This window comes from Pseudomonas sp. IC_126, assembly GCF_004331835.1.
In the GTDB taxonomy this organism is placed as follows: Bacteria; Pseudomonadota; Gammaproteobacteria; order Pseudomonadales; family Pseudomonadaceae; genus Stutzerimonas.
Genome location: NZ_SJSS01000001.1, coordinates 885,264 through 909,906, shown reverse-complemented (window position 1 = coordinate 909,906; position 24,643 = coordinate 885,264). Strand labels below are relative to the sequence as shown.

Sequence of the window (24,643 nt, the reverse complement as noted above, 5' to 3'; positions counted from 1 at the left end):
CCTGAAGAGGATTCCGCATGACCCTGCAACGTATCGAGACCAACGAGCGCATGTCCGCAGCCGTGACCTTCGCCAATCTGGTATTTCTGGCCGGACAGGTGCCGGATGATCGTAGCGAGGATGTCGCCGGACAGACCCGCCAGGTGCTGGCGAAGATCGACAGGCTGCTGGCCGCGGCCGGGTCCGATCACTCGCGTATGCTGAGCGCACAGATCTGGCTGAAGGATATCGAAGCCGACTTCGCGGCCATGAACGCCGTCTGGAGCGAATGGCTCCCGGCTGGTTGCGCACCGGCGCGGGCCACCGTCGAAGCACGTCTCGCCTCGGCGGACGTGCTGGTTGAGATCATGGTGATTGCTGCCGCTGCCTGATTCTTCGTAGCTAGCTGGCTGCCGAGCCGCCCCTTGTTTCACCCAATAACAACACGAGAGGGAATGACGATGAGTCAGAAAATCCGTATTGGCTTGCTGGGCTGTGCCCTGGCGGGCTCACTGGCTGCAACCACAACCGTGGCGCAGGAACGTTTCGTCACCATCGGCACCGGCGGCCAGACCGGCGTCTATTACACCGCCGGCCAATCGGTGTGCCGTCTGCTCAACCGCGCCGAGGTGCAGCCTGCGATCAAGTGCAACGCGCCCTCCACCGCCGGCAGCGTGACCAATATCGTCTCGTTACGTAACGGCGAATACGAGTTCGGCTTCATCCAGTCGGACCATCAGCACAAAGCGCTGCAGGGGCTCGCACCGTTCGACAAAGATGGTCCGATCGATGAGCTTCGGGCGGTGTTTTCCTTGCAGACCGAAATCCTCACCGTGGTGGCCCGGGCCGACAGTGGCATCAAGGCATTCGACGATCTCAAAGGAAAGCGAGTGAACATCGGCGTGCCCGGCTCCGGTAGCCGCGACACCTTCGACGACGTCATGAAGGCCAAGGGCTGGACCAACGCCGACTTTGCCCTGGCCGGCGAACTCAAGCCCGCGGAAATGGCTTCGGCGCTCGGCGACAACAACCTCGACGCCATCACCTATGTGGTCGGCCATCCCAGCGGCGCGATCCAGGAGGCGCTGAACAATGTCGAGGCCGAGCTGATCCCAGTCAGCGGTGAGGAAATCGAGAAGTTTCTCCAAGGTGCCGATTACTACACCGCCGCCGAAATTCCAGCCGGGCTCTACCCAGGCGTGGATGCGGCGGTGCCTTCGATTGGCGGCAAGGCCGTGCTGGCGACCACCGCTAAGGCCGACCCGGAAGTGGTGTATCAGCTGGTCAAATCCGTGTTCGACAACCTCGAACGATTCAAGCGCCTGCATCCTGCCTTCGCCAATCTGGAAGCCAAGGACATGATCCGCGTCGGCCTCACCGCCCCGCTCCACGAGGGCGCCGAGCGGTTCTATAAGGAAAAAGGCTGGTTGTGACCGAATGGCGCCGCTTTGACAGAGCGGCGCTTGCCTGGTGGAGCCTACTGACAAACGTCAGCGAAATGCACGCGCACGCGTGGGCGTGCATTTCGCTGTCGACCGTGACCGCCGCCGCGATCCCGTTCAGCGCGTGGTTGCGTACGGTACCCGCGCTTTTCCCTGTTGATCGGTATGACCATCGCGTTTACCCGCCTCGCTATATTTCTCTCGCCCCACAACCTTTAGCTGATGACGCAGGCGACCAAACGGACACGCGAAGCCCTGTCGAATCGCGGCCATCCGCACTACAATGCACGCCCTTTACGCAACTCGCCTCTCGCGCCGGTCGAATCGACCGGGCTTGGTCGCGCCTGTGCCGCACCCCGGCCTCTCTGAAACCCCAGGACACCGCTTTGATCTCCACCGCTAACATCACCATGCAATTCGGCGCTAAACCTCTGTTCGAGAATGTTTCCGTCAAGTTCGGTAACGGCAATCGCTACGGCCTGATCGGCGCCAACGGCTGCGGCAAGTCGACGTTCATGAAAATCCTCGGGGGCGATCTGGAGCCTTCCGGTGGCCAGGTGATGCTCGAACCCAACGTGCGCCTGGGCAAGCTGCGCCAGGATCAGTTCGCCTATGAAGACTTCAATGTCATCGACACGGTGATCATGGGTCACGAGGAGCTGTGGAAGGTCAAGGCCGAGCGCGAGCGCATCTATTCGCTGCCGGAGATGAGCGAAGAAGACGGCATGGCCGTGGCCGAGCTGGAAACTGAGTTCGCCGAGCTGGACGGCTACACCGCCGAATCCCGCGCGGGTGAATTGCTGCTGGGCCTGGGCATACCTCTGGAACAGCACTTCGGCCCGATGAGCGAAGTAGCACCCGGCTGGAAGCTGCGCGTGCTCCTGGCGCAGGCGCTGTTCTCCGACCCGGAAGTACTGTTGCTCGACGAGCCGACCAACCACCTGGATATCAACACCATCCGCTGGCTGGAAGACATTCTCAAAGTCCGCAACAGCACCATGATCATCATTTCCCACGACCGGCACTTCCTCAACAGCGTGTGCACACACATGGCCGACCTGGACTACGGTGAGCTGCGTCTGTTCCCCGGCAACTACGACGAGTACATGACCGCCGCTACCCAAAGCCGCGAGCGCTTACTGTCGGACAACGCCAAGAAGAAAGCTCAGATCGCCGAGCTGCAGACCTTCGTCAGCCGTTTCTCGGCCAACGCCTCGAAAGCCAAGCAGGCCACCTCGCGCGCCAAGCTGATCGACAAAATCCAGCTCGACGAAGTCAAGCCGTCCAGCCGCGTCAGCCCCTTCATTCGCTTCGAGCAGACCAAGAAACTGCACCGTCAGGCCGTGACGGTAGAAAGCCTGGCCAAGGGCTTCGACGGCAAGCCACTATTCAAGAACTTCAGCTTCACCGTCGAGGCTGGCGAACGCGTCGCCATCATCGGCCCCAACGGCATCGGCAAGACCACCCTGTTGCGCACTCTGGTCGGCGATCTGCAGCCGGATGCCGGCTCGGTGAAGTGGACCGAAAGCGCTGACGTCGGCTATTACGCGCAAGATCATGCCGAAGATTTCGAAGATGACGCGACCCTGTTCGACTGGATGGGCCAGTGGACCCAGGGCGGCGAGCAGCTGGTGCGCGGCACTCTCGGCCGCATGCTGTTCTCCAACGATGAAATCCTGAAATCGGTGCGGGTAATTTCCGGTGGCGAGCAGGGCCGCATGCTGTTCGGCAAGTTGATCCTGCAAAAGCCCAACGTGCTGGTGATGGACGAACCGACTAACCACCTGGACATGGAATCCATCGAGGCGCTGAACCTGGCGCTAGAGAACTATCCGGGCACGCTGATTTTCGTCAGCCATGACCGCGAATTCGTCGGCTCGCTGGCCACCCGCATCATCGAGCTGTCCGACTCGGGCGTGACCGACTTCAGCGGCACCTATGACGATTACCTGCGCAGCCTCGGCGTGATCTAAGGGATCGCAGCGATAGAAGACGCCCCGCTAGTACGGGGCGTTTTTGCACCTGTACCCAGCTGACGCATCCAACTTCGCCCGAGCTTGGATCAGATCTACGGCAACAGTCGATAGAGGCGCTGGAGATACAGATAGTCGAACCACGCAACCTGATGCGCGATGACGATCAGCCAGAACGCCAGCTGGAACGACAGCTTGCGGGTTTTGTGTCGCAACCATTGCTGGGCGATCAATGCGCCCGGCCAGCCACCGAGCAACTCGACCAGATGCAGCCGCGCCTCGGGTGTGCGCCAACCACTGCGCAACGCACTGCGTTTGTCACGCAGATACAGCCCAAAGGCCAGCAAACTAGCCAGTACGTATGCGAACAGCGGCCAGTTGCTGCCGTGCTCCGCCAATCGAAGGCTACCGAGCGCAGGCAGCAGACAGAGCAGGAAGAACCCCAGCGCTTTCAACAGCGGTTGCTGCAACGGACCGTTACGGCGTGCGCGCGGCGCGGGCTTCACAGACTGCGCGGGGCGGGATTTCATGGACGGCTTGCGGCGAATGGCTGGCTCGTCGAGGGACAGCGGCGCATCAAGCCGGATATGCGTGGCACGCAGGCGCCCGGCCTTGTCGGGTTCGCTCAGATACAGCACCCGGTCGCCTTGCACGGGGCGACGCGCGCCACGCATGGCCGAGATATGTGCGAAAACATCACCACTACCCAGCTCCGGCCGGATGAAGCCAAATCCCTTCTGGTCGTCCCAGCTTTTAAGCTGACCGCGTAATTCCATGACGGGTGATCCGGTTGGCAGGGACCGGGATTCTAATGCGTCGTTCGGTGCATGACGAGCCGCCCCAACCGCTTATCGGGGTGATGCGTAGCGGCGCTCGAGGAAATCCAGCAACAGTCGGTTGACCTGTTCGGGCTGCTCACTCTGTACCCAGTGGCCACAGTCGCTGAGCAGGTGCTGCTCAAGGTCAGGGACCCAGGAGAGCATCTTCTGCAACGTATGCGCTTCTAGCGTGCCTACCGGGTCCTTGTCCCCCAGCAGGAAAAGTGCCGGCAGCTCGACCTTGCGCTCGGCCAGCGGCGCGGTTCGCTCCCAGTTACGTTCGAAATTCCGATACCAGTTCAGCGCACCGCGAAAACCGCGCCCCTCGAAGGTCCGTACGTAGATGGCAAAGGCTTCCGGATCACACCAGGCCGGCGGCGAGCCGGGATCCTGCATGCCGAGATAGAGCGTGCTGCCGGCAGGCTTGTCTTGCAGGAAAAAGTTCTTCGGGACGGCCGCCGAGGTGTTATGCATCATCATCCGCAAGGTGCGCGGAATGTCTGGATCCAGCTCGGCCTCGGCAACGCCCGGCTGCTGAAAATAAAGAATGTAGTGGAAGCGATCTGAGAACTGGCTGCGGATGATGTCGATGGCAGGCTTTTTCGGGCGGCCGCCATAAGGTACGGCCATGGCAGCCACGGCGCGGGCCCGCTCCGGCTCGAGGAGTGCCAGGTGCCATGCAACCGGTGCGCCCCAGTCATGCCCTATCACGGCCACCGAGCAGTGCCCGAGCTGGTCCATCGCAGCCTGGATGTCGCCACATACGGTGATCAGGTCGTAACTCGCGACATCATCCGGTGCGCTGCTTTGGCCGTAGCCGCGCATCTCCGGAACCACCACCCGGTAGCCTGCATCGGCCAATGCCTGCATCTGATGTCGCCACGAGTACCAGCTTTCAGGAAAGCCGTGCAGCAACCAGACCACAGGGCCCTCTGCCGGCCCGGCGCTATAGACGCTAAGCGTAATGCCATTGACCGACAGCAGTTGGTGTTCGTATTCGTGCACGGGGCGCTCCTTCAGCAATGGCCTCAAGGCGCTCAACCCGCCGCGGTGCTCCAGTCGATCAGGCTGAACTGCCAAGTCGCCAGGATGATGATGCCGAAGACGATTCGGTACCAGGCAAATGCCGCATAGCTATGGTTGCCTATGAATTTCAGCAATGCCCGTACCGCCAGCATCGCGAAGATGAACGATGTGACGAAGCCTATCGCGAACACCGGGAAGTCGCCCGGCTGGAACAGGTCGCGGTACTTGTAGCCCGAGTACACCGCGGCGCCAACCATGGTCGGCATCGCCAGAAAGAAGGAGAACTCGGTAGCTGCCTTGCGCGACAGTCCGAATAGCAGACCACCGATGATGGTGGCGCCAGAGCGCGAGGTACCCGGAACTAGGGCGAGGCATTGAGCGAAACCGACCTTCAACGCGTGGGTCCAGCGCATGTCGTCGACGGTTTCGGCCTGCACTTCATGCTGGCGCTTTTCCGCCCAGAGCATCACCACGCCACCGATGACCAGCGCGGTTGCCACGGTGATCGGGTTGAACAGGTATTCGTGAATCAGGTCAGCGAAGGCGACGCCCAGTACCACAGCCGGCATGAATGCCACCAGCAGATTGGCGGTGAACTTCTGCGCTTGCCGCTCTTTAGGCAAGCCGACCACGACGTCGATGATCTTGCGGCGGTACTCCCAAACCACAGCCAGAATCGCGCCCAGCTGAATGATGATGTTGAAAGCAAGCGCCCGTTCGCCACCGAACCCGATCAGGTCGGCAACGATGATCTGGTGTCCGGTGCTGGAGACCGGCAGGAACTCCGTGATGCCCTCAACCACCCCTAGAAGCAACGCCTGAAAGGCAACCCAAAGATCCATCTACTCCCCAATAGCGGTGCAGACCACCGCGCTTGAATATGCAACGAAGGTATATGTCAGATAGCCACACAGGGCGCTGTTCTGACTCGTTAGTGCCAAGTAAATTCAATGCATCGACATACGGCGCTCATCTTTTTTTTTGAGCGGCCGAAAAGCTATTCGATGGCCCAGCAATAGACGCTGGGGTCTTGCGACTCATCAGGCAGGCACGGCGCCAAGCTCCCTGCGAAGCAATACACGAATAATAATTAAGAGAAGCGTTCAACAGGAGCGTACAAACCCATGAATCTGCTAAGAAATTTTCCGATCAGCAATCGCCTTTGGCTGATCCCGGCGTTAGCAATCGCCATGCTTTTCATCCTCGGCCTGTTGATGATTCAGCAAGTGCGGACCGACCTGTACAAAGGCAAGCAGGTCATGACGCAAAACATCGTCGAGACCGCCAACGGCATTCTCAGCCATTACCAGCAACTCGAAGCGAACGGCTCGCTGAGTACTGCCGAGGCGCAAAAGGCGGCGATGGACCAGATTCGCCTGCTCCGCTATGGGCAGGACGATTACTTCTGGATCAACGACATGAAGCCGACAATGCTCATGCATCCGATGAAGCCGGAGCTCGATGGCCAGGACCTGTCCAAGACCAAGGATCCGAACGGCAAGGAGCTGTTCAATGAAATGGTTCGGGTTGCACAGCGTCAGGGCGCGGGTCTGGTGGACTATCAATGGGCGAAGCCGGGAGAGGTAGATCCCGTACCGAAGATTTCCTATGTCGAATTGTTCAAGCCTTGGGGTTGGATCATCGGCACGGGCATCTATGTCGACGATGTCGAAGCAGAGTTCCAGCGGTATGTGGTTCGCTTTTCGATCATTGGCCTGGTGATCGCCTCGCTGATGGCCGTACTGGTCGCCATTCTGATTCGCAGCATTACCAAACCGCTGCGCGACTCCATGCAGGCCATGGCCAACATAGCCAGCGGCGAAGCCGACCTCACGCGTAGCCTCGACGTCTCGGGCAATGACGAGTTGACGACTTTAAGTCGTGACTTCAACACCTTCACTCACAAGCTCCGTACGGTCATCACCCAACTGTTCGAAACGTCAGGCTCGCTAGACCAGTCATCCAGCGCCCTCGGTGGGCTGGCCGGCCAGGCCCACAAACAAAGCCAGCAGCAATCCCAGCAGATGGAGCTGGTCGCCACGGCTATCAACGAAGTGACTTACGCTGTACAGGAAGTGGCAAAGAATGCCGAGCATGCGTCGAACGAGGTGAACGACGCGGAGAAGCAGGCTGACCTGGGGCAGCGCAATATCGATGCCAGCCTGCAACAAATCGATCAACTGTCGACGACGATCAACGAGGCGGTCGGGGTGATTCAATCGCTGGCCGAAGAAACCACCCAGATCGGCTCGGTCCTCGAAGTCATCGGGTCGATTGCCGAACAGACCAATCTCCTCGCGCTGAACGCCGCAATCGAGGCGGCACGTGCCGGCGAACAGGGACGCGGTTTTGCCGTTGTGGCTGACGAGGTCCGCCTGTTGGCGCAGCGCACCCAGACCTCGACGGCGGAAATTCACACGATGATCGAACGCCTGCAGAAGAACTCGGGAGCTGCGGTCACCGTCATCATGAATAGCAGCCGCGCGTCACAGGCTACAGTTGAACAGGCCAGTCAGGCCGGTGAGAGCCTTGGCCAGATCGCTCAGGCGCTACGCAATCTGTCAGGCCTGAATGCTTCGATTGCCAGTGCGACGTTACAGCAGAGCCACGTCGTCGAGGACATCAATCAGAACGTCACTCAGGCAGCTGGTCTGGCGCAAGAAAGCACCCTGGCTGCCGAACAATCGAGCGCGGCAGGCAAACAACTTGGTGATTTGGCAGAACAGTTGAATCGATTACTCAAACAATTCAAAGTCTGACCGTAGACTTACCGCTGGTAGTTCATATGGCCAGTTCCCGCAGGAACTGGCCTTTTTATTTCGACCATCCACTGCGACTTTTCGCCACGCTCCAAGTACTCAAAACGGAACGCCAAGCGTAAAGATGACTGCCCTTGAACTGCTGCAGGCCAGTCAGCATCAGGCTTTCAGAACCCGATTAATCCAAATCTCGCGCTCGCAACTAATCCTATACCTTCGGCTAATTGCAAAAATCCCCAGCAATTACGAACTGTCTGTGTGACTTATCAGTCCTCTGTGTACATCAATGGATATGTAAGCCAATGCCGGCAGCCTGGCGGCAGGCTCAATCCGAATTTTGGTATCACTAGAGAGACATGCCCCCATGAACAGCCCCCTTCGTTTCAACGACGCCCTTCTTATTACTGACCGAGCCTTCAAGCCGTTCCAGTGCGTCGCCTGGACGCTGCTCGAAGGCAACGGCGACCTCAGCATCACCGTGGTGGATGGCAGCGAGTCTCGCGCTGTCGGCCATTGCAAACTGTCCAGCAATGTCTATTCCGATCCGGTCAAGCTTGGCAAATCCTTAGAGCAGGCACGGGCCGATCTGAGCCGTCAGGGCGTTCACTTCGCCCCCTGGCACATGCCCGAATAAGCTTCGGCTTCGAAAGCAAAAGGCCCGGTTGCGCAAGCACCGGGCCTTTTGCGTTGCGTTCGTGGTACCACCACGCATCGCCGCCCCGCTTGTTCGACTGATCCATTCGCCTGTTTCACGGTCCCAGCAATAAGTGAATCAAAAGGAGCGAGCCATGAAAGGTGCAGAAGCCTACGTCAATGATCAGTGGCATAGCAGCGGGCTGGCAAATCTGCCAGAAGGGCCCGAGGCGCACTGCATTACTTTGAAGTTCATCATTCCCCGCGATGCTCAATTCACCGGACTGATCAATCATGTGTGCGAAGTCGCGCAACGGCGGCTGAGCGAGTTCTATGAAGGCCGCAAGGTAACGCACAAACCAGTGGTGGGTTCGGTCGTCGGGGACGGTAGCGGCGATGGCGTAGACCTCGTTTTCGATGTCGCCCCCGCAAACTGAGCAGCTATCACGAGGGAGCGGAACCATGACCAGTCAACAGCTCACACTCGACGAAGCCATGCGTATCAGCGAGATGGCTTTTCTACCCTGCCACGTCACCACCGTGGCGGATCATGAGGACGCCAGCTTTTCGCTGCGAGTAACCAACGCAGCGGGCGATGAAGCTCTTTCCATTGCTCATATTGCACGCTCCCAATACGCGACGCCGCTGCACCTTGCCGGGATGCTGGAACATGCGCGTCTGCAGCTCAGCAAAGACGGGATATCGCTGAGCCCGTGGTCCATGCCTGAGCAACCGGGTATCACCGGATGACCACCCTCACCTGCCGAGACTCTGAATGACTCCTTTCGATTGGCAGCGCATGCTGCTGGATAGCTTCCCTCCGATGTTCATCGCTGAGGTGGCGCTACGGGCGTTCTTTGCCTTCTGTGCGGTTTTTCTGTTTTTGAAGATCAGCGGGCGTCGCGGTATCAGGCAGCTGTCGCTGTTCGAACTGGTAGTGATCCTGACCCTCGGTTCCGCCGCCGGCGACGTGTCGTTTTATGAGGATGTACCGCTACTGCCCGTTGCCGCGGTGTTCGTTACTTTACTTGGGCTTTACCGGCTCACGGTATGGGCGTCGGGCCACAGCGAGCGATTCTCAAACTGGATGGAAGGCAAGCCGGTAACGATCATCAAGGACGGGCTGTATGAGCTGAACAGCCTGGAAGGATTGAACATTTCGTCCGATGAATTCTTCATGGAGTTGCGCCAGCAAGGCGTCGAGCACCTGGGGCAGGTTCGCCTGGGCATTCTTGAAACCGACGGCGACGTGAGCCTTTTTTTCAACGACGACGACTCGATACGTCCCGGGTTACCGGTTCTACCCACAGAGTACCGGCCTGCATATCAGCAGGCGCCCTCCAGCGGTCTATATGCCTGCACGCGCTGCGGATACCCGCAAGTGATCGGCGAACAGCAGCAGGCGACCTGTCCTCGTTGCCAGAACCAGCACTGGTGCATTGCGCTTAGCAATCCGCGCTTGCGCTGACATGCGGCGCGAACCCACTCCGCCGACATCGGTCACTTATAAAGACGGTCCGCGCGAAGAGTCCTCAGCGCGGTTGCGCTTTTCATCCGCGATTCAGGAGCATTCCTATGCTAGGCGACTATTCCTCAATAAATGAACATCTCGAAACCGCACGAAAGCACGCTGACCATGCTGAGACAAGCGCGGATCCGGCAATTTATCGCGAAGCGATCGACGAGTTGGTAGCCGCGATACGGCTGTTGATGCGTAACAGCCAGGAAAAGGAAAGCTGATCGCACTAGGCGCCGGCTCTCGCCGGGTATGTTGCGGTCCCTGATCAGGCTTGCCGGCCACGCCGTCCAGGGCCGAATGATGTTTGAAAGAGGAGTTTCGAATGCTGGTCGATCAGAGCAGTGAGACTCCTCTAGGCTCGGCGGAAGGCGTGCGCCCGGTGCCAGCGGACGAGCAACACGATACGGGCACTCCCCTGTGCCCCCCGCTTCCTACCGATCTTCATTACGTCGACGACCGCAGTCCCGGCATCAGTCGCCGCGTGTTGAGAGGAAAATTTGCGTACTTTTTGCCAAGCGGCGAGCGCATTCGTGATGCGGCAGAGATTTCGCGGATCAACAAGCTGGCTATTCCTCCGGCCTATACCGACGTCTGGATATGTCCAGATCCGCAAGGCCATATGCAGGCCACCGGGCGCGACGCACGCGGTCGCAAACAATATCGCTATCACGTTCGCTGGCGGGAAATTCGCGACAGCAACAAGTACGAACGCATCTTGGCGTTCGGCGCGGCCCTGCCCAGGCTGCGTGCTCGCCTGGAGCAGCAACTGTCCTTGCGCGGCATGCCGCGGGAAAAGGTCATGGCGCTTGTCGTGCAACTGCTCGAATCGACATTGATCCGTGTCGGCAACTCACGATACGCGCGGGACAACCGCTCCTACGGTCTGACGACGTTACGCACGCGCCATGTGGATGTACGGGGCGCGGCGATTCGCTTTCAATTTCGCGGCAAGAGCGGCGTAGAGCATCAGGTCACGCTGAAGAATCAGAGACTGGCGCGCATCATGCGCCGCTGCATGGAGCTGTCCGGCCAACATCTCTTCCAGTATCTGGACGAGGACGGTCAGCGCCATCCGGTCAATTCAAGCGACGTGAATCAATTCCTGCAGGATATGACCGGTGGCGATTTCACGGCCAAGGACTATCGCACCTGGGCAGGCAGCGCGCTGGCCCTTGAGTATCTGCGCAAATGTGACTGGCAACCGGAAGCGGTTGCGCGCCGCAATCTGGTCGAAACGGTCAAGGATGTCTCCCGACAGCTGGGTAACACACCAGCGGTGTGTCGCCAGTGCTACATACACCCCGACGTGCTCGATGCTTTTGTTGCAGGTGAACTTGCGCGGCTGCCCAAGGCGCGAAAACGTAAATGGTTGAGCAGCGCGGAGGTCACGCTTCTGAATTTCCTTACTGACCGCAATCCGGTGTGACGCACTTACTGGTAAAGCGTTACCCGGTTGCGCCCCGCCGATTTGGAGATATACAGCGCACTGTCGGCCCGCTCGATCAATTGCGCATAGCCAGTTGTGGGCTGGCTGAGATCGGCGACGCCAAGGCTGACGGTAAAGCGAATGCTATGACCTTCGTAGACAACTTCATGCGCCTCGATGGATTGGCGCAGCCTTTCGGCGACTGATACTGCGCCCTCACTATCGGTATCAGGCAGCAACACCACGAACTCCTCACCGCCGTAGCGCCCTGCGATATCAGCGTCCCGCATGCTGTTACGAATGACGTCAGCCGTCTGCTGAATGACGGCATCGCCAGTCTGGTGACCATAGGTGTCGTTGATTTTCTTGAAATGATCGATGTCGAACATCACCAGCGCCGCGTTGCGGTCGTAGCGGCGATGCCGTGCATATTCCTGACGCAGCATCTCTTCCCAATGCCCTCGGTTGAACAGACCTGTCAGGCGGTCGGTGCTCGATAGCCGTTGCAGCTCCCGGTTCGCCGCTTGCAGCTGGCGGCGGTTGGTTGCGACATCGGTCACGTCATAGATGATCAGGCAAATCTGCTCGATGCCCCCACCGAGCCCCTTCAAAGGCAGCAGTGTGGTGTTCTGGTACATGAAATCTTCCAGTCCGGTGATCGGCTGGTAATTCTTGAATCGCAACAGATAGGGGCGCTGTTCCCAGACAGTGAACGAAGGCGTGCCGAGCGTTGCGACGTTCTCTACCTTACGCCGGAACCACTGCTCGTCGACTTCCGGAAACAGCTCGAAGAATGATTTCTTTCGCGCTTCTTCAGGTAACCGCCCGGATCGGTTCTCCATGAACGTATTCCACACATCGATGCGGTATTGGCGATCCATCACCACAACACCAACGTCAATGCTCTGAACGATTGCCAGCAGCCCGTGAAGTTCGCTCAGATTGTTCGAGTCGGACATGCTTAGTCCATCAGGTACGCGAGTTTACGGGACAGCAGCTCAACCGAATCTTCGGTGAACAGCAACAACAGGTCGAAATGTACATCGTGAGCTTCAATGCTGTAGCTGATTTCCACCGCAAGGGTATTTTTCCAGCGTTGGCGGTTCACGCGGATGAGCTCATCGATCGATGCGTGCTGGCCCAGCACTTGCGGATGCCCCTGGGAAAACACGACATCGATCTGATCGGCGATACCGCTCAGGCACGCGCTGATCAACAGACTCGACAGATCGAGCAGCATCTCAAGTTCGCGGTAATCCTCCGCGCCCATCAAGACCGCCATGTCGGCCATTTCCGAATCATGAAAGATCAGCAACGCCTCGCCGGCAATACCGCCGCCAATATATCCTTGGCAGACGGCCGTGAGCTTGTCCCCTTGAGCCGCGTCGGCAAGCGCCATATGCAGTTCGCCGACTTCGAAAATGTTCACATTGGGAATAGGCAACTGAACGAAAACGCCGAGAACTCGCGCCAGGAGCGCTGCTGCACGTCCCATCGCGACGTTCACCACTTCGCGAAACGCGTCGCGAAACGGGATCTGTCCGGTATTCCTTTGGCCAAGCGAAGGCATTTCATCGCCTAACAACACCAAGCTTGCCAGCGTCTGTTGCAGATGTACCGGATCGGCGGGTTTGCGGATGAATGCAAGCGCGCCCAACTCCAGCACGCGTCGCACGGCCTCGTCCTGAACGTCCGCCGAGATGACGATGACTTTGCATTCGAGGCATTCGTGGCGAAGCGCGCCAAGCACCTGATAGCCGTCCATGTCCGGCATCGTCAGATCGAGCAGTAGCGCATCGATGCCGCCTTCACGAATACGTTCGAGCGCCTCGCGGCCACTCGACGCCTGGTGAATATCCAGTGGCCAGGCAGCCGGAAGCGCTCGCAGCAGCTGCTTGCGCGCCAGGCTCGAATCATCGCAAATCAATAGGGAAACGGCAGACATGCAGCGCTCGCTCACGTGGTCAGCCTCCAGAACCTGAACAGCTTATCCCAGCAAACGAGCGCCGTGGCGGCGACATACAACGATAATGGCATTTAGCCACATGACTGGCGGAAACACCCATCGTTTAGGCGGTTAAGCCTTAATAGTAGGCGTTATCACGATTGGTATGGTCAGTTACGTCGCGCACGCCTTTGAGCTCGGGAATCCGCTCCAGCAGCGTTTTTTCGATACCTTCCTTGAGCGTAACGTCAGCCTGTCCACATCCTTGGCAGCCGCCACCGAACTGCAGCACGGCCACTCCTTCGTCGACCACGTCGATCAAGGTGACCTGACCACCGTGGCTGGCAAGCCCCGGGTTGATTTCGGTTTGCAGGTAGTAGTTGATGCGCTCGTTCAACGGGCTGTCTTCGTTGACCATGGGGACTTTGGCGTTGGGGGCCTTGATGGTCAGCTGGCCGCCCATGCGATCGGTGGCGTAATCCACCAAAGCGTCTTCCAGAAAGGGCTCGCTGACACCATCGATCCACGCCGTGAAACGCTTTAGCGCAATCGCAACGTCATCCGGCTTTTCTTCCCCAGGCTTGCAATAGGCGATGCAGGTTTCGGCGTATGGCGTACCGGGCTGAGTGATGAAGACCCGGATGCCAATTCCGGTGGTGTTCTGCTTTTCGAGCAGCTCGGCCAGGTAATCGTGTGCAGCTTCGGTAATGGTAATGGCGCTCATGGGAACTCCTCTCATACATGCCCGGCAGTGTACGCCAACCGATGCGCAGGATAAAGTCCTAGTGTTTTAGTAGGAAATAGCACGGATTCATCCCTTACGCTCCGCAGTTCAACATGAGCAAAACTCATTCAAATCCGCGGGCGATCAAATAGCGTGCAGCTTTGTTATCATTCCCGGTCCCGTAATCAGCTCCCAGGTAGTTCCCATGTTTGACCGCAACGCCCGTCTCCAGGCACTCCAGCAGGCGCTCAAGGAGCGCATCCTGATTCTCGACGGCGGCATGGGCACCATGATCCAGAGCTACAAACTGGAGGAGTCCGATTACCGCGGTGAGCGTTTCGCCGATTGGCCGCAGGATCTCAAAGGCAATAACGACCTGTTGATCCTCACTCGCCCGGACGCCATTAGCGCGATCGAGAAGGCGTACTTCGACGCCGGCGCGGATATCGTCGAAACCAATACCTTCAACGCCACCCGCGTGTCCCAAGCTGATTACGGCATGGAAGAGCTGGTTTACGAGTTGAACGTCGAAGGCGCCCGCCTCGCCCGCCAGGCGGCCGATGCGAAGACGGCGGAAACACCAGACAAACCCCGTTTTGTCGCCGGCGTGCTCGGTCCAACCAGCCGCACTTGCTCGCTCTCACCGGACGTGAACAATCCCGGCTACCGCAACGTCACCTTCGATGAGCTGGTGGAGAATTACACCGAAGCCACCCGCGGTCTGATCGAGGGCGGTTCGGATCTAATCCTGATCGAAACCATCTTCGACACGCTCAACGCGAAAGCCGCGATCTTCGCCGTACAAGGCGTGTTCGAAGAGCTCGGCTTCGAGTTGCCGATCATGATTTCCGGCACCATTACCGACGCCTCGGGCCGCACGCTGTCCGGGCAAACCACCGAGGCCTTCTGGAACTCCGTACGGCACGCAAAACCGATCTCCGTCGGGCTGAACTGCGCGCTGGGCGCCAAGGAGCTGCGACCGTATCTGGAAGAGCTGTCGAACAAGGCCGAGACCCATGTTTCGGCGCACCCCAACGCCGGTTTGCCGAACGCCTTCGGTGAATACGATGAAAGCCCCGAGGAAATGGCCCGGGTTGTCGAGGAGTTTGCCGCCAGCGGCTTCCTCAATATCGTTGGCGGTTGCTGCGGCACTACCCCCGCGCACATCGAAGCGATCGCCAAGGCCGTCGCTCAATATGCGCCGCGAGCCCTCCCGGACATCCCTAAAGCCTGCCGCCTCTCCGGTCTCGAGCCCTTCACCATCGATCGCAGCTCGCTGTTCGTCAACGTCGGCGAGCGGACCAACATCACCGGTTCGGCGAAATTTGCCCGTCTGATTCGCGAGGAAAACTACACCGAAGCCTTGGAAGTCGCCCTGCAACAGGTAGAAGCCGGCGCCCAGGTGATCGACATCAACATGGACGAGGGCATGCTGGATTCGAAGAAGGCCATGGTGACCTTCCTCAATCTGATCGCCGGCGAACCGGACATCTCCCGCGTACCGATCATGATCGACTCCTCCAAATGGGAGGTAATCGAGGCGGGCCTGAAATGCATCCAGGGCAAAGGGATCGTCAACTCGATTTCCATGAAGGAAGGTGTCGACGCCTTCAAGCATCACGCCCGTCTGTGCAAGCGCTACGGCGCCGCCGTGGTGGTAATGGCCTTCGATGAAGCTGGCCAGGCCGACACCGCCGCACGCAAGCGCGATATCTGCCAGCGCAGCTACGACATTCTGGTCAACGAGGTGGGCTTCCCGCCGGAAGACATCATTTTCGACCCGAACATCTTCGCCATCGCCACCGGCATCGAGGAACACAACAACTACGCCGTGGACTTCATCGAAGCCTGCGCCTACATCCGCGACAACCTTCCCTACGCATTGACTTCCGGCGGCGTGTCGAACGTGTCGTTCTCGTTCCGCGGCAACAACCCGGTGCGCGAGGCGATCCACTCGGTCTTCCTCTATTACGCCATCCAGAACGGCCTGACGATGGGCATCGTCAACGCCGGACAGCTGGAGATCTATGACGAAATTCCGAAGGTGCTTCGTGATGCCGTCGAGGATGTGGTGCTCAATCGCACGCCCAATGGCACCGAGGCGCTACTGGCCATTGCCGATGAGTTCAAGGGCGATGGCAGCGTCAAGGAAGCGGAAACCGAGGAGTGGCGTAGCTATACCGTCGAGAAGCGACTGGAACATGCCTTGGTCAAGGGCATCACCACGCACATCGTCCAGGATACCGAAGAGTGCCGCCAGCAGTGCGCACGCCCGATCGAAGTTATCGAAGGCCCGTTGATGAGTGGCATGAACGTGGTCGGCGACCTGTTCGGCTCGGGCAAGATGTTTTTGCCGCAGGTGGTCAAATCGGCCCGCGTGATGAAGCAGGCGGTCGCGCACCTGATCCCATTCATCGAAGCTGAAAAAGGCGACAAGCCAGAGGCCAAGGGCAAGATCCTCATGGCCACGGTCAAGGGCGACGTACATGACATTGGCAAGAACATCGTCGGCGTGGTGCTCGGTTGCAACGGCTACGACGTGGTGGACATGGGTGTGATGGTCCCGGCGGAGAAAATTCTGCAGACCGCCATCGCCGAGAAGTGCGACATCATCGGCCTGTCCGGTCTGATCACCCCGTCGCTGGATGAGATGGTGCATGTGGCCAGGGAAATGCAGCGCCAAAACTTCAGCCTGCCCCTGATGATTGGCGGTGCTACGACGTCCAAGGCCCACACCGCTGTAAAGATCGATCCACACTACAAGAACGATGCCGTGGTCTACGTCACCGACGCCTCGCGCGCGGTGGGTGTCGCCACGACGCTGTTGTCGAAGGAATTGAAGCCGGCCTTCGCCACGAAAACTCGCGAAGAATACGCGGTGATCCGCGAGCGCACCGCCAACCGCAGCGCCCGCACCGAACGCCTCACCTACGCCAAAGCCATCGCCGCCAAACCCGAGTTCGACTGGAGCGATTATTCGCCGGTCAAACCGACCTTCACGGGTAGGAAGGTGCTTGAGGATATCGATCTGCGCACCCTGGTCGATTACATCGACTGGACGCCGTTCTTCATTGCCTGGGATCTGGCCGGCAAATATCCACGCATTCTCGAGGACGAAGTCGTCGGTGAAGCCGCAACCGCTTTGTTTGGCGATGCTCAGGCGATCCTCAACAAGCTGATCGACGAAAAGCTGATCAAGGCCCGTGCCGTGTTCGGGTTCTGGCCCGCCAATCAGGTCGACGAAGACGACATTGAAGTCTTCGATGACAGCGGAGAAACCTTGGCAACCCTGCACCATCTGCGCCAGCAGACGGTGAAGACCGACGGCAAGCCGAACTTCTCCCTGGCCGATTTCGTGGCGCCGAAGGGCAGTGGCGTGACCGACTACATTGGCGGCTTCATTACCACTGCCGGTATCGGGGCCGAAGAGGTCGCCAAGGCCTATCAGGAAGCCGGCGATGACTACAACTCAATCATGGTGAAAGCGCTCGCCGATCGCCTGGCTGAAGCCTGCGCCGAATGGCTGCATGAGCAGGTGCGCAAGTCCTGGTGGGGCTATGCGCCGGAAGAGCAGCTGAGCAATGAAGAGCTGATCAAGGAACAGTACAAAGGCATCCGCCCTGCCCCCGGCTACCCCGCTTGCCCCGACCATACCGAAAAGAGCGCCCTGTTCCAGTTGCTCGATGCTGATGGCATCAGCCAGGTCACGCTGACCGAACATTTCGCGATGTTCCCAACGGCGGCCGTCAGCGGCTGGTACTTCGCACATCCGCAGGCGCAATACTTCGCGGTTGGCAAAATCGACAAGGATCAGACCGAAAGCTACAGCAAACGCAAAGGTCAGGAGCTGGCCGTGACCGAGCGCTGGTTGATGCCTAACCTGGGATACGACGACTAACGAAGCAATGTCGGCCTGTATGAGCGGGAGTAACGCGTGGCTCTCGCTCGTTAAGGCACATATTGACTTCCTGCTGTGCAGTTAGCGAGCCGCTCCTACCTATTCATTCTGCCGATTACGTGGACACCACCCATGCCCGCCTCGCCCCTCTATCTCCTTGACCAGCTCGAAACTGCCGACATGCTCGAAATCGACGGGCTGCACGCATTCGAATTCAGTCTCAACGACGAACTGCTGGATCGCGCCGAAGCAGCAGCAAGCGCCGACGAGTCTTTCTCCAGCGAAGAAATAGTGCTGCGGATCGAGTCACTGGACGGGCGTGAACGGCGCCGGTGGTCGTTCAGCTACAACGCCGTGATGGAAGCGCAACACGATGTCGAAGACGACAGCTGGGTGCTCGGCGAACCGCCTCAACATCGCCTCAAATGCCTGGGCGCGATCAGCGCGTGCAGCGAAGACGAATGACACCGGAACAGATGGTTCATGCGCGTCGGGAAATCCTGCCTAAAGCAAACGTGCGCACCCGGTCGATTACCAAGGTCCCTACAAGCCGGCCTGCGGGCTCTATGCAACTTCGCTTGCTCAGGTACTTGGAGCGCAACTGTCTACCATCTTTTCGCGACCTGACTTCCAAGTGATTCTTCATTGAGCCTAACGAGACGCCGTCTTATCTCAGCTGCAGCCAGCCTCGCCGCCGGTAGCGTTTGCGCGTCCATGCTTTCGAATGGCGGCACGAACGATGCCTCGGAAAACGTCTTCATCCGTAAGGTAATGGAGCTGGAAACCAGACTCGGTGCACGCATCGGCGCGGTAGTAAGAAGCTCGCATGCTGATATGCACTGGGCGTACCGGGCAGATGAGCGCTTCCCCATGTGCAGTACCTTCAAGCTGCTCGCCTCAGGTAGCCTGCTGGCTCAAGTGGATGCAGGTCGAGAGCAGCTCGATCGGATCGTCCGTTTCGAGATTGCCGATGTCGTCGACTACTCGCCGATTACGGAAAGCCAGGCCGGTGGTGATGGTATGACTCTCGCTCAGCTTTGCGAGGCTGCGCTGACGCACAGCGACAACACGGCGGGCAACCTCATCCTCGAGCAAATCGGCGGGCCAGGCGGGGTCACCGAGTTTGCCTGGTCGCTCGGCGACACGGTGACCCGGCTCGATCGCTGGGAAACCGAGCTCAACGAAGCGACACCCGGCGATCCGAGAGATACCACGACGCCAGCCGCTATGGCGCAATGCGTCGATGTCATGTTGTTCGGCGATGCTCTCTCCGCTTCATCACAACAGCAGCTGAGTGATTGGCTGGTAGCCAACAAGACTGGCGATGCCAAGTTGCGGGCCGGCATGCCAGCCAGTTGGAGGATCGGCGACAAGACCGGTGGAGGCGATCACGGCACCATGAACGACGTGGCCGTCATCTGGCCGCCGCAACAGCACCCCTTGATCGTCAGCATTTATATGACCGAGACGGTCGCCTCGTTCGACGACCGAAACGCGGCGTTCGCCGAGCTGGGTAGGACGCTTTACGAACTGTTCGCGGTGTGAGCCGGCACAAGGCTGGCGTTGCGATCCGTCTCAGCTAACGTTGCGTATTCCATCATAGAGCGAAGGCAAACCATGCAACCTGAGATCCAGCGAGCTGAACATGCCGATGTAGGGGGCGTTGCCCGGCTATTCGATGCCTATCGGATGTTCTACGGCCAACCCTCCAATCTCGAGTTGGCCCGCAACTTTATCGCCGAACGCATCCGTAATGACGAGTCAGTGATCTTCTATGCGAGGGACACAGCAGAAAGCTATATAGGCTTCACTCAGCTTTACCCCGTCTTCTCGTCCATTTCCGCGCACCGCTCGTGGATATTGAATGATCTCTACGTGGCCGAAAGCGCCCGAGACCGCGGCGTCGGGCGGATGCTAATGAACCGCGCCCGCGAGCATGCAATAGCAACTGGCGCGACAGGCGTATCGCTTGAAACAGCCAAGACCAATGCCGGCGCCCAGCGTCTCTACGAGTCGTTGGGATATGCCAGGGATGACGAGTTCTACAGCTACTTTCTCGATCTGAGCGAGGGTTGATGCAAGGTTATTCATGGCTTTCGCCACGCCGCAGCAATAGCGCGATAGCCAGGACCACCATCAGGCTACCCGGTAGCCAATGCCAGCCGATTCGTTGTGGTTGGGCGACAAACAGCAGCACCATCGACACGAACGGGACCAGATAGCTATAAGCAGTGACCGCGCCTGGTGTCAGCACCGCCGTGGCCCGCTGCTGCAGAAAGAAGGTCATGCCGCTCGAGAACACGCCTAGATAGATGACCAGCGCCGTGTCCCTCAGGTCCATCCGCATCAACGCGACCGGTTGCTCCCAGATCAGCCCCAGCATGCCGATCAGAATCGCGCCCATGAACAGACTCCAGAAAGTCCGTAATCCTGCCTGCCGGGCCAGTACGCCACGATGTAAACCCCACTTGCTCAACACCGGATACAACGCCGAGGCGATGCAGCCGAAAAAGAATGCCAGTTCGCCAAAGCCGAATTTTAGCTCGGAGAGATCCCCGTTATTTTCAGCGATGGCTAGCCCTAGTGCGCCGAACGCACCCAATGCAAGAATCGCCAGCAACCGCCCCGCTGCTTGCTCGACACCCAAACCACGACCAATGCAGTAGGCCAACAGCGGCACACTGACGAACAGCGTGGCCATCGACAACGCGCTGACACGGTGCGCTGCCCAGAACATCGTGCCGAAGAAGCCAGCCAGACTCAGGCCCATCAACGCATACAGCAGCAGCCCAGGAATACTCGGCCAGCGCTCGTCCTGTCGCCATAACAACGGGAGCAGTGCCAACGCAGCAATGCTGAAGCGGATGGCGGTCAATAGCAGCGGCGGTAGCCCTTCGCTCATCAGCCCCACCGCAGGAAAGGACAGGCCAACGAACAATGCCCAGAGCACCATGCCCAGATGCGCGCGGGTAACGCCACGGGTTGTTTTAGTCATCGCCCTGCTCCTCCAGCGTCAGTAGAAGCGCGCGCAGTCCATTCGCCAGGGCCCGCTTCTGTTCCTCATCGAGTGGCGCCTGCATGCGATGCAGCGTAGCCAGGTATTCATCGAGACAACCGAGCAGCACGGCCTGCCCTTCGTCGCTGAGGCGTATCAACAGGCTGCGACGGTCTGCCGGATTGGCGACACGCTGAATCAGCCCAGCGGCTTCAAGTCGATCGAGCCTATTGGTCATCGCACCAGAGCTGAGCACTGCCGCGTGGCGAAGCGCGTTTGGCGTCAGCCCCTGTGGCTGACCGGCACGGTACAGCGTCGCGAGCAAATCGAACTCGCCGTCATGCAGGCCGTGAGTACGGAACACGGCGGCAATGCTGCGGTTGAGGTACTTGGAAAGCCGAAATACGCGCGTGAATATCGCCATCGGCGATGCGTCGCTTTCAGGGCGCACGTTGTGCCATTGGGCCAATACGCCGTCGACGTGGTCGCCAGCCTCGGACTTGCGCATAAATAACTCCAGGAAAAGAATCTTTACATAAAGCTAAATAGGCGAAGCACGGAAGGCAAGCGATAACACCGCGTGCGCGAGCGCGGCGACGAGTGGCACTCGGCTGACTGAAAACCGAGCGCGTAGCCAAGTGCACGCATCAGGAATGGTTATTTCAGCTGCGAGGGTGAATTGCGGACGATTTTGATCGAATGTGTGAGTGCTGGTTTGCGGGTAACGCTAATGGCTCTACGCGTTACCGTGTCGATGGTGATATTCCAGAATCCCGTGTTGGGTACCTTGATCCTCGCCGGAAACTTGTCGAAGGCACCACCGTGATAGGTATGCCGACCACCATTTCTGAAACTGCGGAAGTTCTTGTCGTTCATCAAGCGGATATTGCAGGGCTGCGAACATTCAATGATTACAAAGTCGTCTTCGTTGAGGTGTTCGCGCTGGTGAATGAACTTCATGTACCGCTCCGGACCGTGTTGCTGGCAAAGGCGCAGATTACCACGGCCGCTTTCACGACTGGGTGAGCCCAGTGCGGCCCGCTTAGACCTCTGCGACGGCATTTCCCTGTTCTTTGACACAACGGCGCCGGCACAATCGGCTCTGGTGCCCAGCGCCTATCATTCATTTCCTGCTGATCAAGGATAACCGCGCATGTCTGCGGCAAGCTTCTCCGTCGATGCCACATCGCCCACTGCTCGTCGCGCCACACGCGTCGGCTTTTTCATGGCGGGGTTCGGCCTGTCCATCTGGGCGCCGCTGGTACCTTATGTACGTGAGCGCATCGAAATGAGCGATGCGCTGTTCGGCACGCTACTGCTGTGCATCGGTATCGGCTCGCTGACCTGGATGCCGCTGTCCGGGTTGCTGGTGACCCGATACGGGATTCGCCCGGTCGTGCTGTCCAGCGTGGCGTTATTGCTCGTCGCGCTGGGCGGCATGGCCATGACCGAATCGATCTGGTTGCTGGCACTCTCGCTGTTCTTTTTCGGCGGCAGTCTCGGCGTCATCGATGTGGTGCTGAACATCCAAGGCGTGATGATCGAGCGCGACACCGGTAAGCGACATATGTCGAACTTTCACGGCATGTTCAGTCTGGGATCGATCTGCGGTGCGCTGGCCCTCACCGTCGCGCTGACGCTGGGTCTCGCACCGCTAACCGGCACTCTGCTGATGATTGCGGTCATCGCAGTGGCGAACCTTGTCGTGACACCCGGATATCTACGGGACAAAGCGCCGGCCGGCGGAGTCGCCTTCATTCGCCCCACCGGCATGGTGCTGCTGGTGGGCGCCCTGTGCTTCGTCGTCTACTTGGCCGAGGGCGCGATATTGGACTGGAGCGCCCTCTACCTCACCGAACAAAAGGCACTGGAAACGGCCAGGGGCGGTCTGGGCTACGCGAGCTTCGCATTGATGGTCACGATCGGCCGTTTCGCCGGTGGGCCTATCGTGAACGCGCTGGGGACAGCGCGCGTGATTGGTTTCGGGGGGCTGTTGGCAGCGATCGGCGTCGGCCTAAGCCTCGTGACCGAGCACTGGGCGCTCGCACTCATCGGTTATGGCCTTTGTGGGCTGGGCTGCGCCAATGTCTCGCCAGTACTGATTTCCTCTCTGAGCCGACAGCGCAGCATGCCGGTGCACCAGGCCATCACTGCCGCGACCACTATCGGCTTCGCCGGGGTGCTTGCCGGTCCGGCCTTGATTGGGGTCATCGCACACTTTGGTTCACTGACCCTCGCCTTTGGCCTTCTTGCTGTGCTGCTGGCCAGCCTTGCATTGGGTGGTCGTCGCTTCAACGAATGATCATCGAGACGCGGAGCTGCTTAGCCCACTACAGACCCGCTCGCGCCCTTTGGCTAGAATGCGCGCCCTATGCGCATCCACGATATTCATCAACAGCTCGCCGAAATTGGTGCCAAGCCCGTCCACATCGGTCGGGTCACGCGTGCCTGGCTCAAAGGCCAGGCGCTGGACATCGGTACCCGGCATCAGAAAACCGAAGACTTTCTGCCGCTATCGGTACGCAACGGCCTCCCCGCCGTCAGCGAAACCATTGAACGCCTGGCCCGGCTGCGCTCCGAGCATCCAGGTAATGACGGTTCCGCGCGTTTGCTGGTGGAATTGGCTGACGGTCAAATGGTGGAAAGCGTCCTCCTGCCTCGCGATGGTCTATGCGTCTCCAGCCAGGTCGGTTGTGCGGTCGGCTGCGTGTTCTGTATGACGGGCAAAAGCGGCCTGCTGCGCCAGCTAGGCAGTGCCGAGATCGTCGCCCAGGTTGCCCTTGCGCGGCGCTTCCGCCCGGTAAAGAAAGTCGTGTTCATGGGCATGGGCGAGCCGGCCCATAACCTCGATAACGTGCTCGAGGCCATCGATCTGCTGGGCACCGACGGCGGCATCGGGCACAAGAATCTGGTGTTTTCCACCGTAGGTGATCCACGTGTATTCGAGCGTTTGCCCCAGCAGGAGATACGTCCTGCGTTGGCGCTATCGCTGCACAGTACCGATGCGGCGCTGCGCCGCGAGTTGCTGCCCCGAGCACCGGTGTTCGACCCTGCCGAGCTCGTCGAACTGGGTGAGGCCTATGCGCGCCTGGTCGACTATCCGATTCAGTACCAGTGGACGTTGCTCAAGGGCATCAATGACAGCCAGGAGGAAATGGACGGCATCATCCGGCTGCTCAAGGGGAAGTTCGCGATCATGAATGTGATTCCCTATAACAGCCTCGACGACGATGAATTCCAACGCCCCACCGCTGATCGCATCCATCAGATCATGCGTTACCTGCACCAGAACGGCGTTTTGACCAAGGTACGTAACTCTGCCGGCCAGGACATCGATGGCGGCTGCGGGCAACTGCGCGCCCGCGCTGAGCGAGTCATCCGTAAGCGGCAAGAATCAACGGAAAAGCCTGCATCAAAAGGCTGACGGAACGCCGGGCATTCTTCACGGTCGTAGCGCACTGACCCGCTGGCCGCCTTGGCAGCAACACCTCCCTTTCGCCGCGACA

Annotated in this window: 25 protein-coding genes and 1 pseudogene; 17 read left to right on the top strand and 9 right to left on the bottom strand. The window is 59.2% G+C overall.

All coding sequences use genetic code 11. The annotated features are described in order from the left end of the window. Positions 1–17 precede the first annotated feature (17 nt). From E0D86_RS04185 to E0D86_RS04175, 3 genes are all read left to right on the top strand, one after another. The gene (locus E0D86_RS04185; protein ID WP_131648691.1) at positions 18–371 is read left to right on the top strand and encodes a RidA family protein; all 354 of its coding nucleotides are present in this window, start codon (positions 18–20) and stop codon (positions 369–371) included. A gap of 69 nt (positions 372–440) precedes the next feature. Further along, positions 441–1,412 carry a TAXI family TRAP transporter solute-binding subunit gene (locus E0D86_RS04180; RefSeq protein WP_131648690.1) on the top strand — a complete coding sequence of 324 codons (972 nt, stop codon included), beginning with the start codon at positions 441–443 and terminating at the stop codon, positions 1,410–1,412. A 395-nt stretch (positions 1,413–1,807) separates the two neighbouring features. Beyond that, the gene (locus E0D86_RS04175; protein WP_131648689.1) at positions 1,808–3,394 is read left to right on the top strand and encodes an ABC-F family ATPase; all 1,587 of its coding nucleotides are present in this window, start codon (positions 1,808–1,810) and stop codon (positions 3,392–3,394) included. A gap of 95 nt (positions 3,395–3,489) precedes the next feature. Here E0D86_RS04175 and E0D86_RS04170 read toward each other — a convergent pair whose 3' ends face one another. The 3 genes from E0D86_RS04170 to E0D86_RS04160 all read right to left on the bottom strand — a co-directional run bounded on the left by E0D86_RS04170 (position 3,490) and on the right by E0D86_RS04160 (position 6,080). Beyond that, a complete protein-coding gene (locus E0D86_RS04170; RefSeq protein WP_131648688.1) occupies positions 3,490–4,170 on the bottom strand; it encodes a cold shock and DUF1294 domain-containing protein in 681 nt (226 codons plus the stop codon). A gap of 72 nt (positions 4,171–4,242) precedes the next feature. Then, positions 4,243–5,217: an alpha/beta fold hydrolase gene (locus tag E0D86_RS04165; protein WP_131648687.1), complete on the bottom strand. Its 975-nt coding sequence runs from the start codon at positions 5,215–5,217 to the stop codon at positions 4,243–4,245. Positions 5,218–5,249: 32 nt separating this feature from the next. Continuing rightward, positions 5,250–6,080 carry an undecaprenyl-diphosphate phosphatase gene (locus tag E0D86_RS04160; protein ID WP_131648686.1) on the bottom strand — a complete coding sequence of 277 codons (831 nt, stop codon included), beginning with the start codon at positions 6,078–6,080 and terminating at the stop codon, positions 5,250–5,252. A 282-nt stretch (positions 6,081–6,362) separates the two neighbouring features. On the opposite strand from E0D86_RS04160, the pseudogene E0D86_RS21835 reads away from it, so the two are divergent. From E0D86_RS21835 to E0D86_RS04130, 8 genes and pseudogenes are all read left to right on the top strand, one after another. Further along, positions 6,363–7,139: pseudogene (locus tag E0D86_RS21835) on the top strand (cache domain-containing protein); the annotation flags it as partial. Between the two features lie 123 nt (positions 7,140–7,262). Then, positions 7,263–7,997 (top strand): methyl-accepting chemotaxis protein, encoded by a 735-nt coding sequence (locus E0D86_RS21830; RefSeq protein WP_371924043.1) that lies wholly within the window; start codon positions 7,263–7,265, stop codon positions 7,995–7,997. A 364-nt stretch (positions 7,998–8,361) separates the two neighbouring features. Next, a complete protein-coding gene (locus E0D86_RS04150; protein ID WP_131648684.1) occupies positions 8,362–8,631 on the top strand; it encodes a hypothetical protein in 270 nt (89 codons plus the stop codon). A 154-nt stretch (positions 8,632–8,785) separates the two neighbouring features. Continuing rightward, positions 8,786–9,067, top strand: coding sequence for a hypothetical protein (locus E0D86_RS04145; protein ID WP_131648683.1), 282 nt, complete (start codon positions 8,786–8,788; stop codon positions 9,065–9,067). A 25-nt stretch (positions 9,068–9,092) separates the two neighbouring features. Then, positions 9,093–9,380, top strand: a complete 288-nt coding sequence (locus E0D86_RS04140) for a hypothetical protein (RefSeq protein ID WP_131648682.1) — start codon at positions 9,093–9,095, stop codon at positions 9,378–9,380. 25 nt (positions 9,381–9,405) lie between these two features. Beyond that, a complete protein-coding gene (locus tag E0D86_RS04135) occupies positions 9,406–10,098 on the top strand; it encodes a DUF421 domain-containing protein (protein ID WP_131648681.1) in 693 nt (230 codons plus the stop codon). A 107-nt stretch (positions 10,099–10,205) separates the two neighbouring features. Further along, a complete protein-coding gene (locus E0D86_RS21340; protein ID WP_165914197.1) occupies positions 10,206–10,370 on the top strand; it encodes a hypothetical protein in 165 nt (54 codons plus the stop codon). 101 nt (positions 10,371–10,471) lie between these two features. Next, on the top strand, positions 10,472–11,575 hold the full coding sequence (locus E0D86_RS04130) for a DNA topoisomerase IB (protein WP_131648680.1): 1,104 nt from the start codon (positions 10,472–10,474) through the stop codon (positions 11,573–11,575). A 5-nt stretch (positions 11,576–11,580) separates the two neighbouring features. Here E0D86_RS04130 and E0D86_RS04125 read toward each other — a convergent pair whose 3' ends face one another. The 3 genes from E0D86_RS04125 to nfuA form a co-directional block, all read right to left on the bottom strand. After that, positions 11,581–12,534, bottom strand: coding sequence for a GGDEF domain-containing protein (locus tag E0D86_RS04125; protein WP_131648679.1), 954 nt, complete (start codon positions 12,532–12,534; stop codon positions 11,581–11,583). A gap of 2 nt (positions 12,535–12,536) precedes the next feature. Further along, complete coding sequence (locus tag E0D86_RS04120; protein ID WP_131648678.1) at positions 12,537–13,520, bottom strand: response regulator; 984 nt, start codon at positions 13,518–13,520, stop codon at positions 12,537–12,539. Between the two features lie 139 nt (positions 13,521–13,659). Then, the gene (gene nfuA / locus E0D86_RS04115) at positions 13,660–14,244 is read right to left on the bottom strand and encodes a Fe-S biogenesis protein NfuA (RefSeq protein ID WP_131648677.1); all 585 of its coding nucleotides are present in this window, start codon (positions 14,242–14,244) and stop codon (positions 13,660–13,662) included. A gap of 205 nt (positions 14,245–14,449) precedes the next feature. Here nfuA and metH point away from each other — a divergent pair, with 205 nt between their 5' ends. The 4 genes from metH (at position 14,450) to E0D86_RS04095 (ending at position 20,218) form a co-directional block, all read left to right on the top strand. Next, positions 14,450–18,142: a methionine synthase gene (gene metH / locus E0D86_RS04110; RefSeq protein WP_131648676.1), complete on the top strand. Its 3,693-nt coding sequence runs from the start codon at positions 14,450–14,452 to the stop codon at positions 18,140–18,142. Positions 18,143–18,274: 132 nt separating this feature from the next. Next, complete coding sequence (locus E0D86_RS04105) at positions 18,275–18,607, top strand: DUF5629 family protein (RefSeq protein ID WP_131648675.1); 333 nt, start codon at positions 18,275–18,277, stop codon at positions 18,605–18,607. A 249-nt stretch (positions 18,608–18,856) separates the two neighbouring features. Further along, complete coding sequence (gene bla / locus E0D86_RS04100) at positions 18,857–19,687, top strand: class A beta-lactamase (protein WP_131648674.1); 831 nt, start codon at positions 18,857–18,859, stop codon at positions 19,685–19,687. A gap of 72 nt (positions 19,688–19,759) precedes the next feature. Beyond that, complete coding sequence (locus E0D86_RS04095) at positions 19,760–20,218, top strand: N-acetyltransferase (RefSeq protein WP_131648673.1); 459 nt, start codon at positions 19,760–19,762, stop codon at positions 20,216–20,218. A gap of 7 nt (positions 20,219–20,225) precedes the next feature. Here E0D86_RS04095 and E0D86_RS04090 read toward each other — a convergent pair whose 3' ends face one another. From E0D86_RS04090 to E0D86_RS04080, 3 genes are all read right to left on the bottom strand, one after another. Next, positions 20,226–21,137 (bottom strand): DMT family transporter, encoded by a 912-nt coding sequence (locus tag E0D86_RS04090; protein ID WP_256681121.1) that lies wholly within the window; start codon positions 21,135–21,137, stop codon positions 20,226–20,228. Then, the gene (locus tag E0D86_RS04085) at positions 21,130–21,645 is read right to left on the bottom strand and encodes a MarR family winged helix-turn-helix transcriptional regulator (RefSeq protein ID WP_131648672.1); all 516 of its coding nucleotides are present in this window, start codon (positions 21,643–21,645) and stop codon (positions 21,130–21,132) included. Before E0D86_RS04085 ends, E0D86_RS04090 begins: the two co-directional genes overlap by 8 nt. 149 nt (positions 21,646–21,794) lie before the next feature. Next, on the bottom strand, positions 21,795–22,097 hold the full coding sequence (locus E0D86_RS04080; RefSeq protein WP_131648671.1) for a DUF1883 domain-containing protein: 303 nt from the start codon (positions 22,095–22,097) through the stop codon (positions 21,795–21,797). A gap of 193 nt (positions 22,098–22,290) precedes the next feature. On the opposite strand from E0D86_RS04080, the gene E0D86_RS04075 reads away from it, so the two are divergent. Together E0D86_RS04075 and E0D86_RS04070 are read left to right on the top strand one after the other, a co-directional pair. Continuing rightward, entirely contained in the window at positions 22,291–23,439 is a 1,149-nt protein-coding gene (locus E0D86_RS04075; RefSeq protein WP_131648670.1) for an MFS transporter, read from the top strand. A 69-nt stretch (positions 23,440–23,508) separates the two neighbouring features. Further along, a complete protein-coding gene (locus E0D86_RS04070) occupies positions 23,509–24,561 on the top strand; it encodes an RNA methyltransferase (protein ID WP_131648669.1) in 1,053 nt (350 codons plus the stop codon). The last annotated feature ends 82 nt before the right edge of the window (positions 24,562–24,643 follow it).

What these genes read in the sequence shown, in the direction of transcription:
- E0D86_RS04185 (WP_131648691.1), top strand. Translation starts at nt 18, where the DNA reads ATGACCCTGCAACGTATCGAGACCAACGAGCGCATGTCCGCAGCCGTG.
- E0D86_RS04180 (WP_131648690.1), top strand. Translation starts at nt 441, where the DNA reads ATGAGTCAGAAAATCCGTATTGGCTTGCTGGGCTGTGCCCTGGCGGGC.
- E0D86_RS04170 (WP_131648688.1), bottom strand. Translation starts at nt 4,170, where the DNA reads ATGGAATTACGCGGTCAGCTTAAAAGCTGGGACGACCAGAAGGGATTT.
- E0D86_RS04160 (WP_131648686.1), bottom strand. Translation starts at nt 6,080, where the DNA reads ATGGATCTTTGGGTTGCCTTTCAGGCGTTGCTTCTAGGGGTGGTTGAG.
- E0D86_RS21830 (WP_371924043.1), top strand. Translation starts at nt 7,263, where the DNA reads ATGGAGCTGGTCGCCACGGCTATCAACGAAGTGACTTACGCTGTACAG.
- E0D86_RS04150 (WP_131648684.1), top strand. Translation starts at nt 8,362, where the DNA reads ATGAACAGCCCCCTTCGTTTCAACGACGCCCTTCTTATTACTGACCGA.
- E0D86_RS04145 (WP_131648683.1), top strand. Translation starts at nt 8,786, where the DNA reads ATGAAAGGTGCAGAAGCCTACGTCAATGATCAGTGGCATAGCAGCGGG.
- E0D86_RS04140 (WP_131648682.1), top strand. Translation starts at nt 9,093, where the DNA reads ATGACCAGTCAACAGCTCACACTCGACGAAGCCATGCGTATCAGCGAG.
- E0D86_RS04135 (WP_131648681.1), top strand. Translation starts at nt 9,406, where the DNA reads ATGACTCCTTTCGATTGGCAGCGCATGCTGCTGGATAGCTTCCCTCCG.
- E0D86_RS21340 (WP_165914197.1), top strand. Translation starts at nt 10,206, where the DNA reads ATGCTAGGCGACTATTCCTCAATAAATGAACATCTCGAAACCGCACGA.
- E0D86_RS04130 (WP_131648680.1), top strand. Translation starts at nt 10,472, where the DNA reads ATGCTGGTCGATCAGAGCAGTGAGACTCCTCTAGGCTCGGCGGAAGGC.
- E0D86_RS04125 (WP_131648679.1), bottom strand. Translation starts at nt 12,534, where the DNA reads ATGTCCGACTCGAACAATCTGAGCGAACTTCACGGGCTGCTGGCAATC.
- E0D86_RS04120 (WP_131648678.1), bottom strand. Translation starts at nt 13,520, where the DNA reads ATGTCTGCCGTTTCCCTATTGATTTGCGATGATTCGAGCCTGGCGCGC.
- nfuA (WP_131648677.1), bottom strand. Translation starts at nt 14,244, where the DNA reads ATGAGCGCCATTACCATTACCGAAGCTGCACACGATTACCTGGCCGAG.
- metH (WP_131648676.1), top strand. Translation starts at nt 14,450, where the DNA reads ATGTTTGACCGCAACGCCCGTCTCCAGGCACTCCAGCAGGCGCTCAAG.
- E0D86_RS04105 (WP_131648675.1), top strand. Translation starts at nt 18,275, where the DNA reads ATGCCCGCCTCGCCCCTCTATCTCCTTGACCAGCTCGAAACTGCCGAC.
- bla (WP_131648674.1), top strand. Translation starts at nt 18,857, where the DNA reads ATGCTTTCGAATGGCGGCACGAACGATGCCTCGGAAAACGTCTTCATC.
- E0D86_RS04095 (WP_131648673.1), top strand. Translation starts at nt 19,760, where the DNA reads ATGCAACCTGAGATCCAGCGAGCTGAACATGCCGATGTAGGGGGCGTT.
- E0D86_RS04090 (WP_256681121.1), bottom strand. Translation starts at nt 21,137, where the DNA reads ATGACTAAAACAACCCGTGGCGTTACCCGCGCGCATCTGGGCATGGTG.
- E0D86_RS04085 (WP_131648672.1), bottom strand. Translation starts at nt 21,645, where the DNA reads ATGCGCAAGTCCGAGGCTGGCGACCACGTCGACGGCGTATTGGCCCAA.
- E0D86_RS04080 (WP_131648671.1), bottom strand. Translation starts at nt 22,097, where the DNA reads ATGAAGTTCATTCACCAGCGCGAACACCTCAACGAAGACGACTTTGTA.
- E0D86_RS04075 (WP_131648670.1), top strand. Translation starts at nt 22,291, where the DNA reads ATGTCTGCGGCAAGCTTCTCCGTCGATGCCACATCGCCCACTGCTCGT.
- E0D86_RS04070 (WP_131648669.1), top strand. Translation starts at nt 23,509, where the DNA reads ATGCGCATCCACGATATTCATCAACAGCTCGCCGAAATTGGTGCCAAG.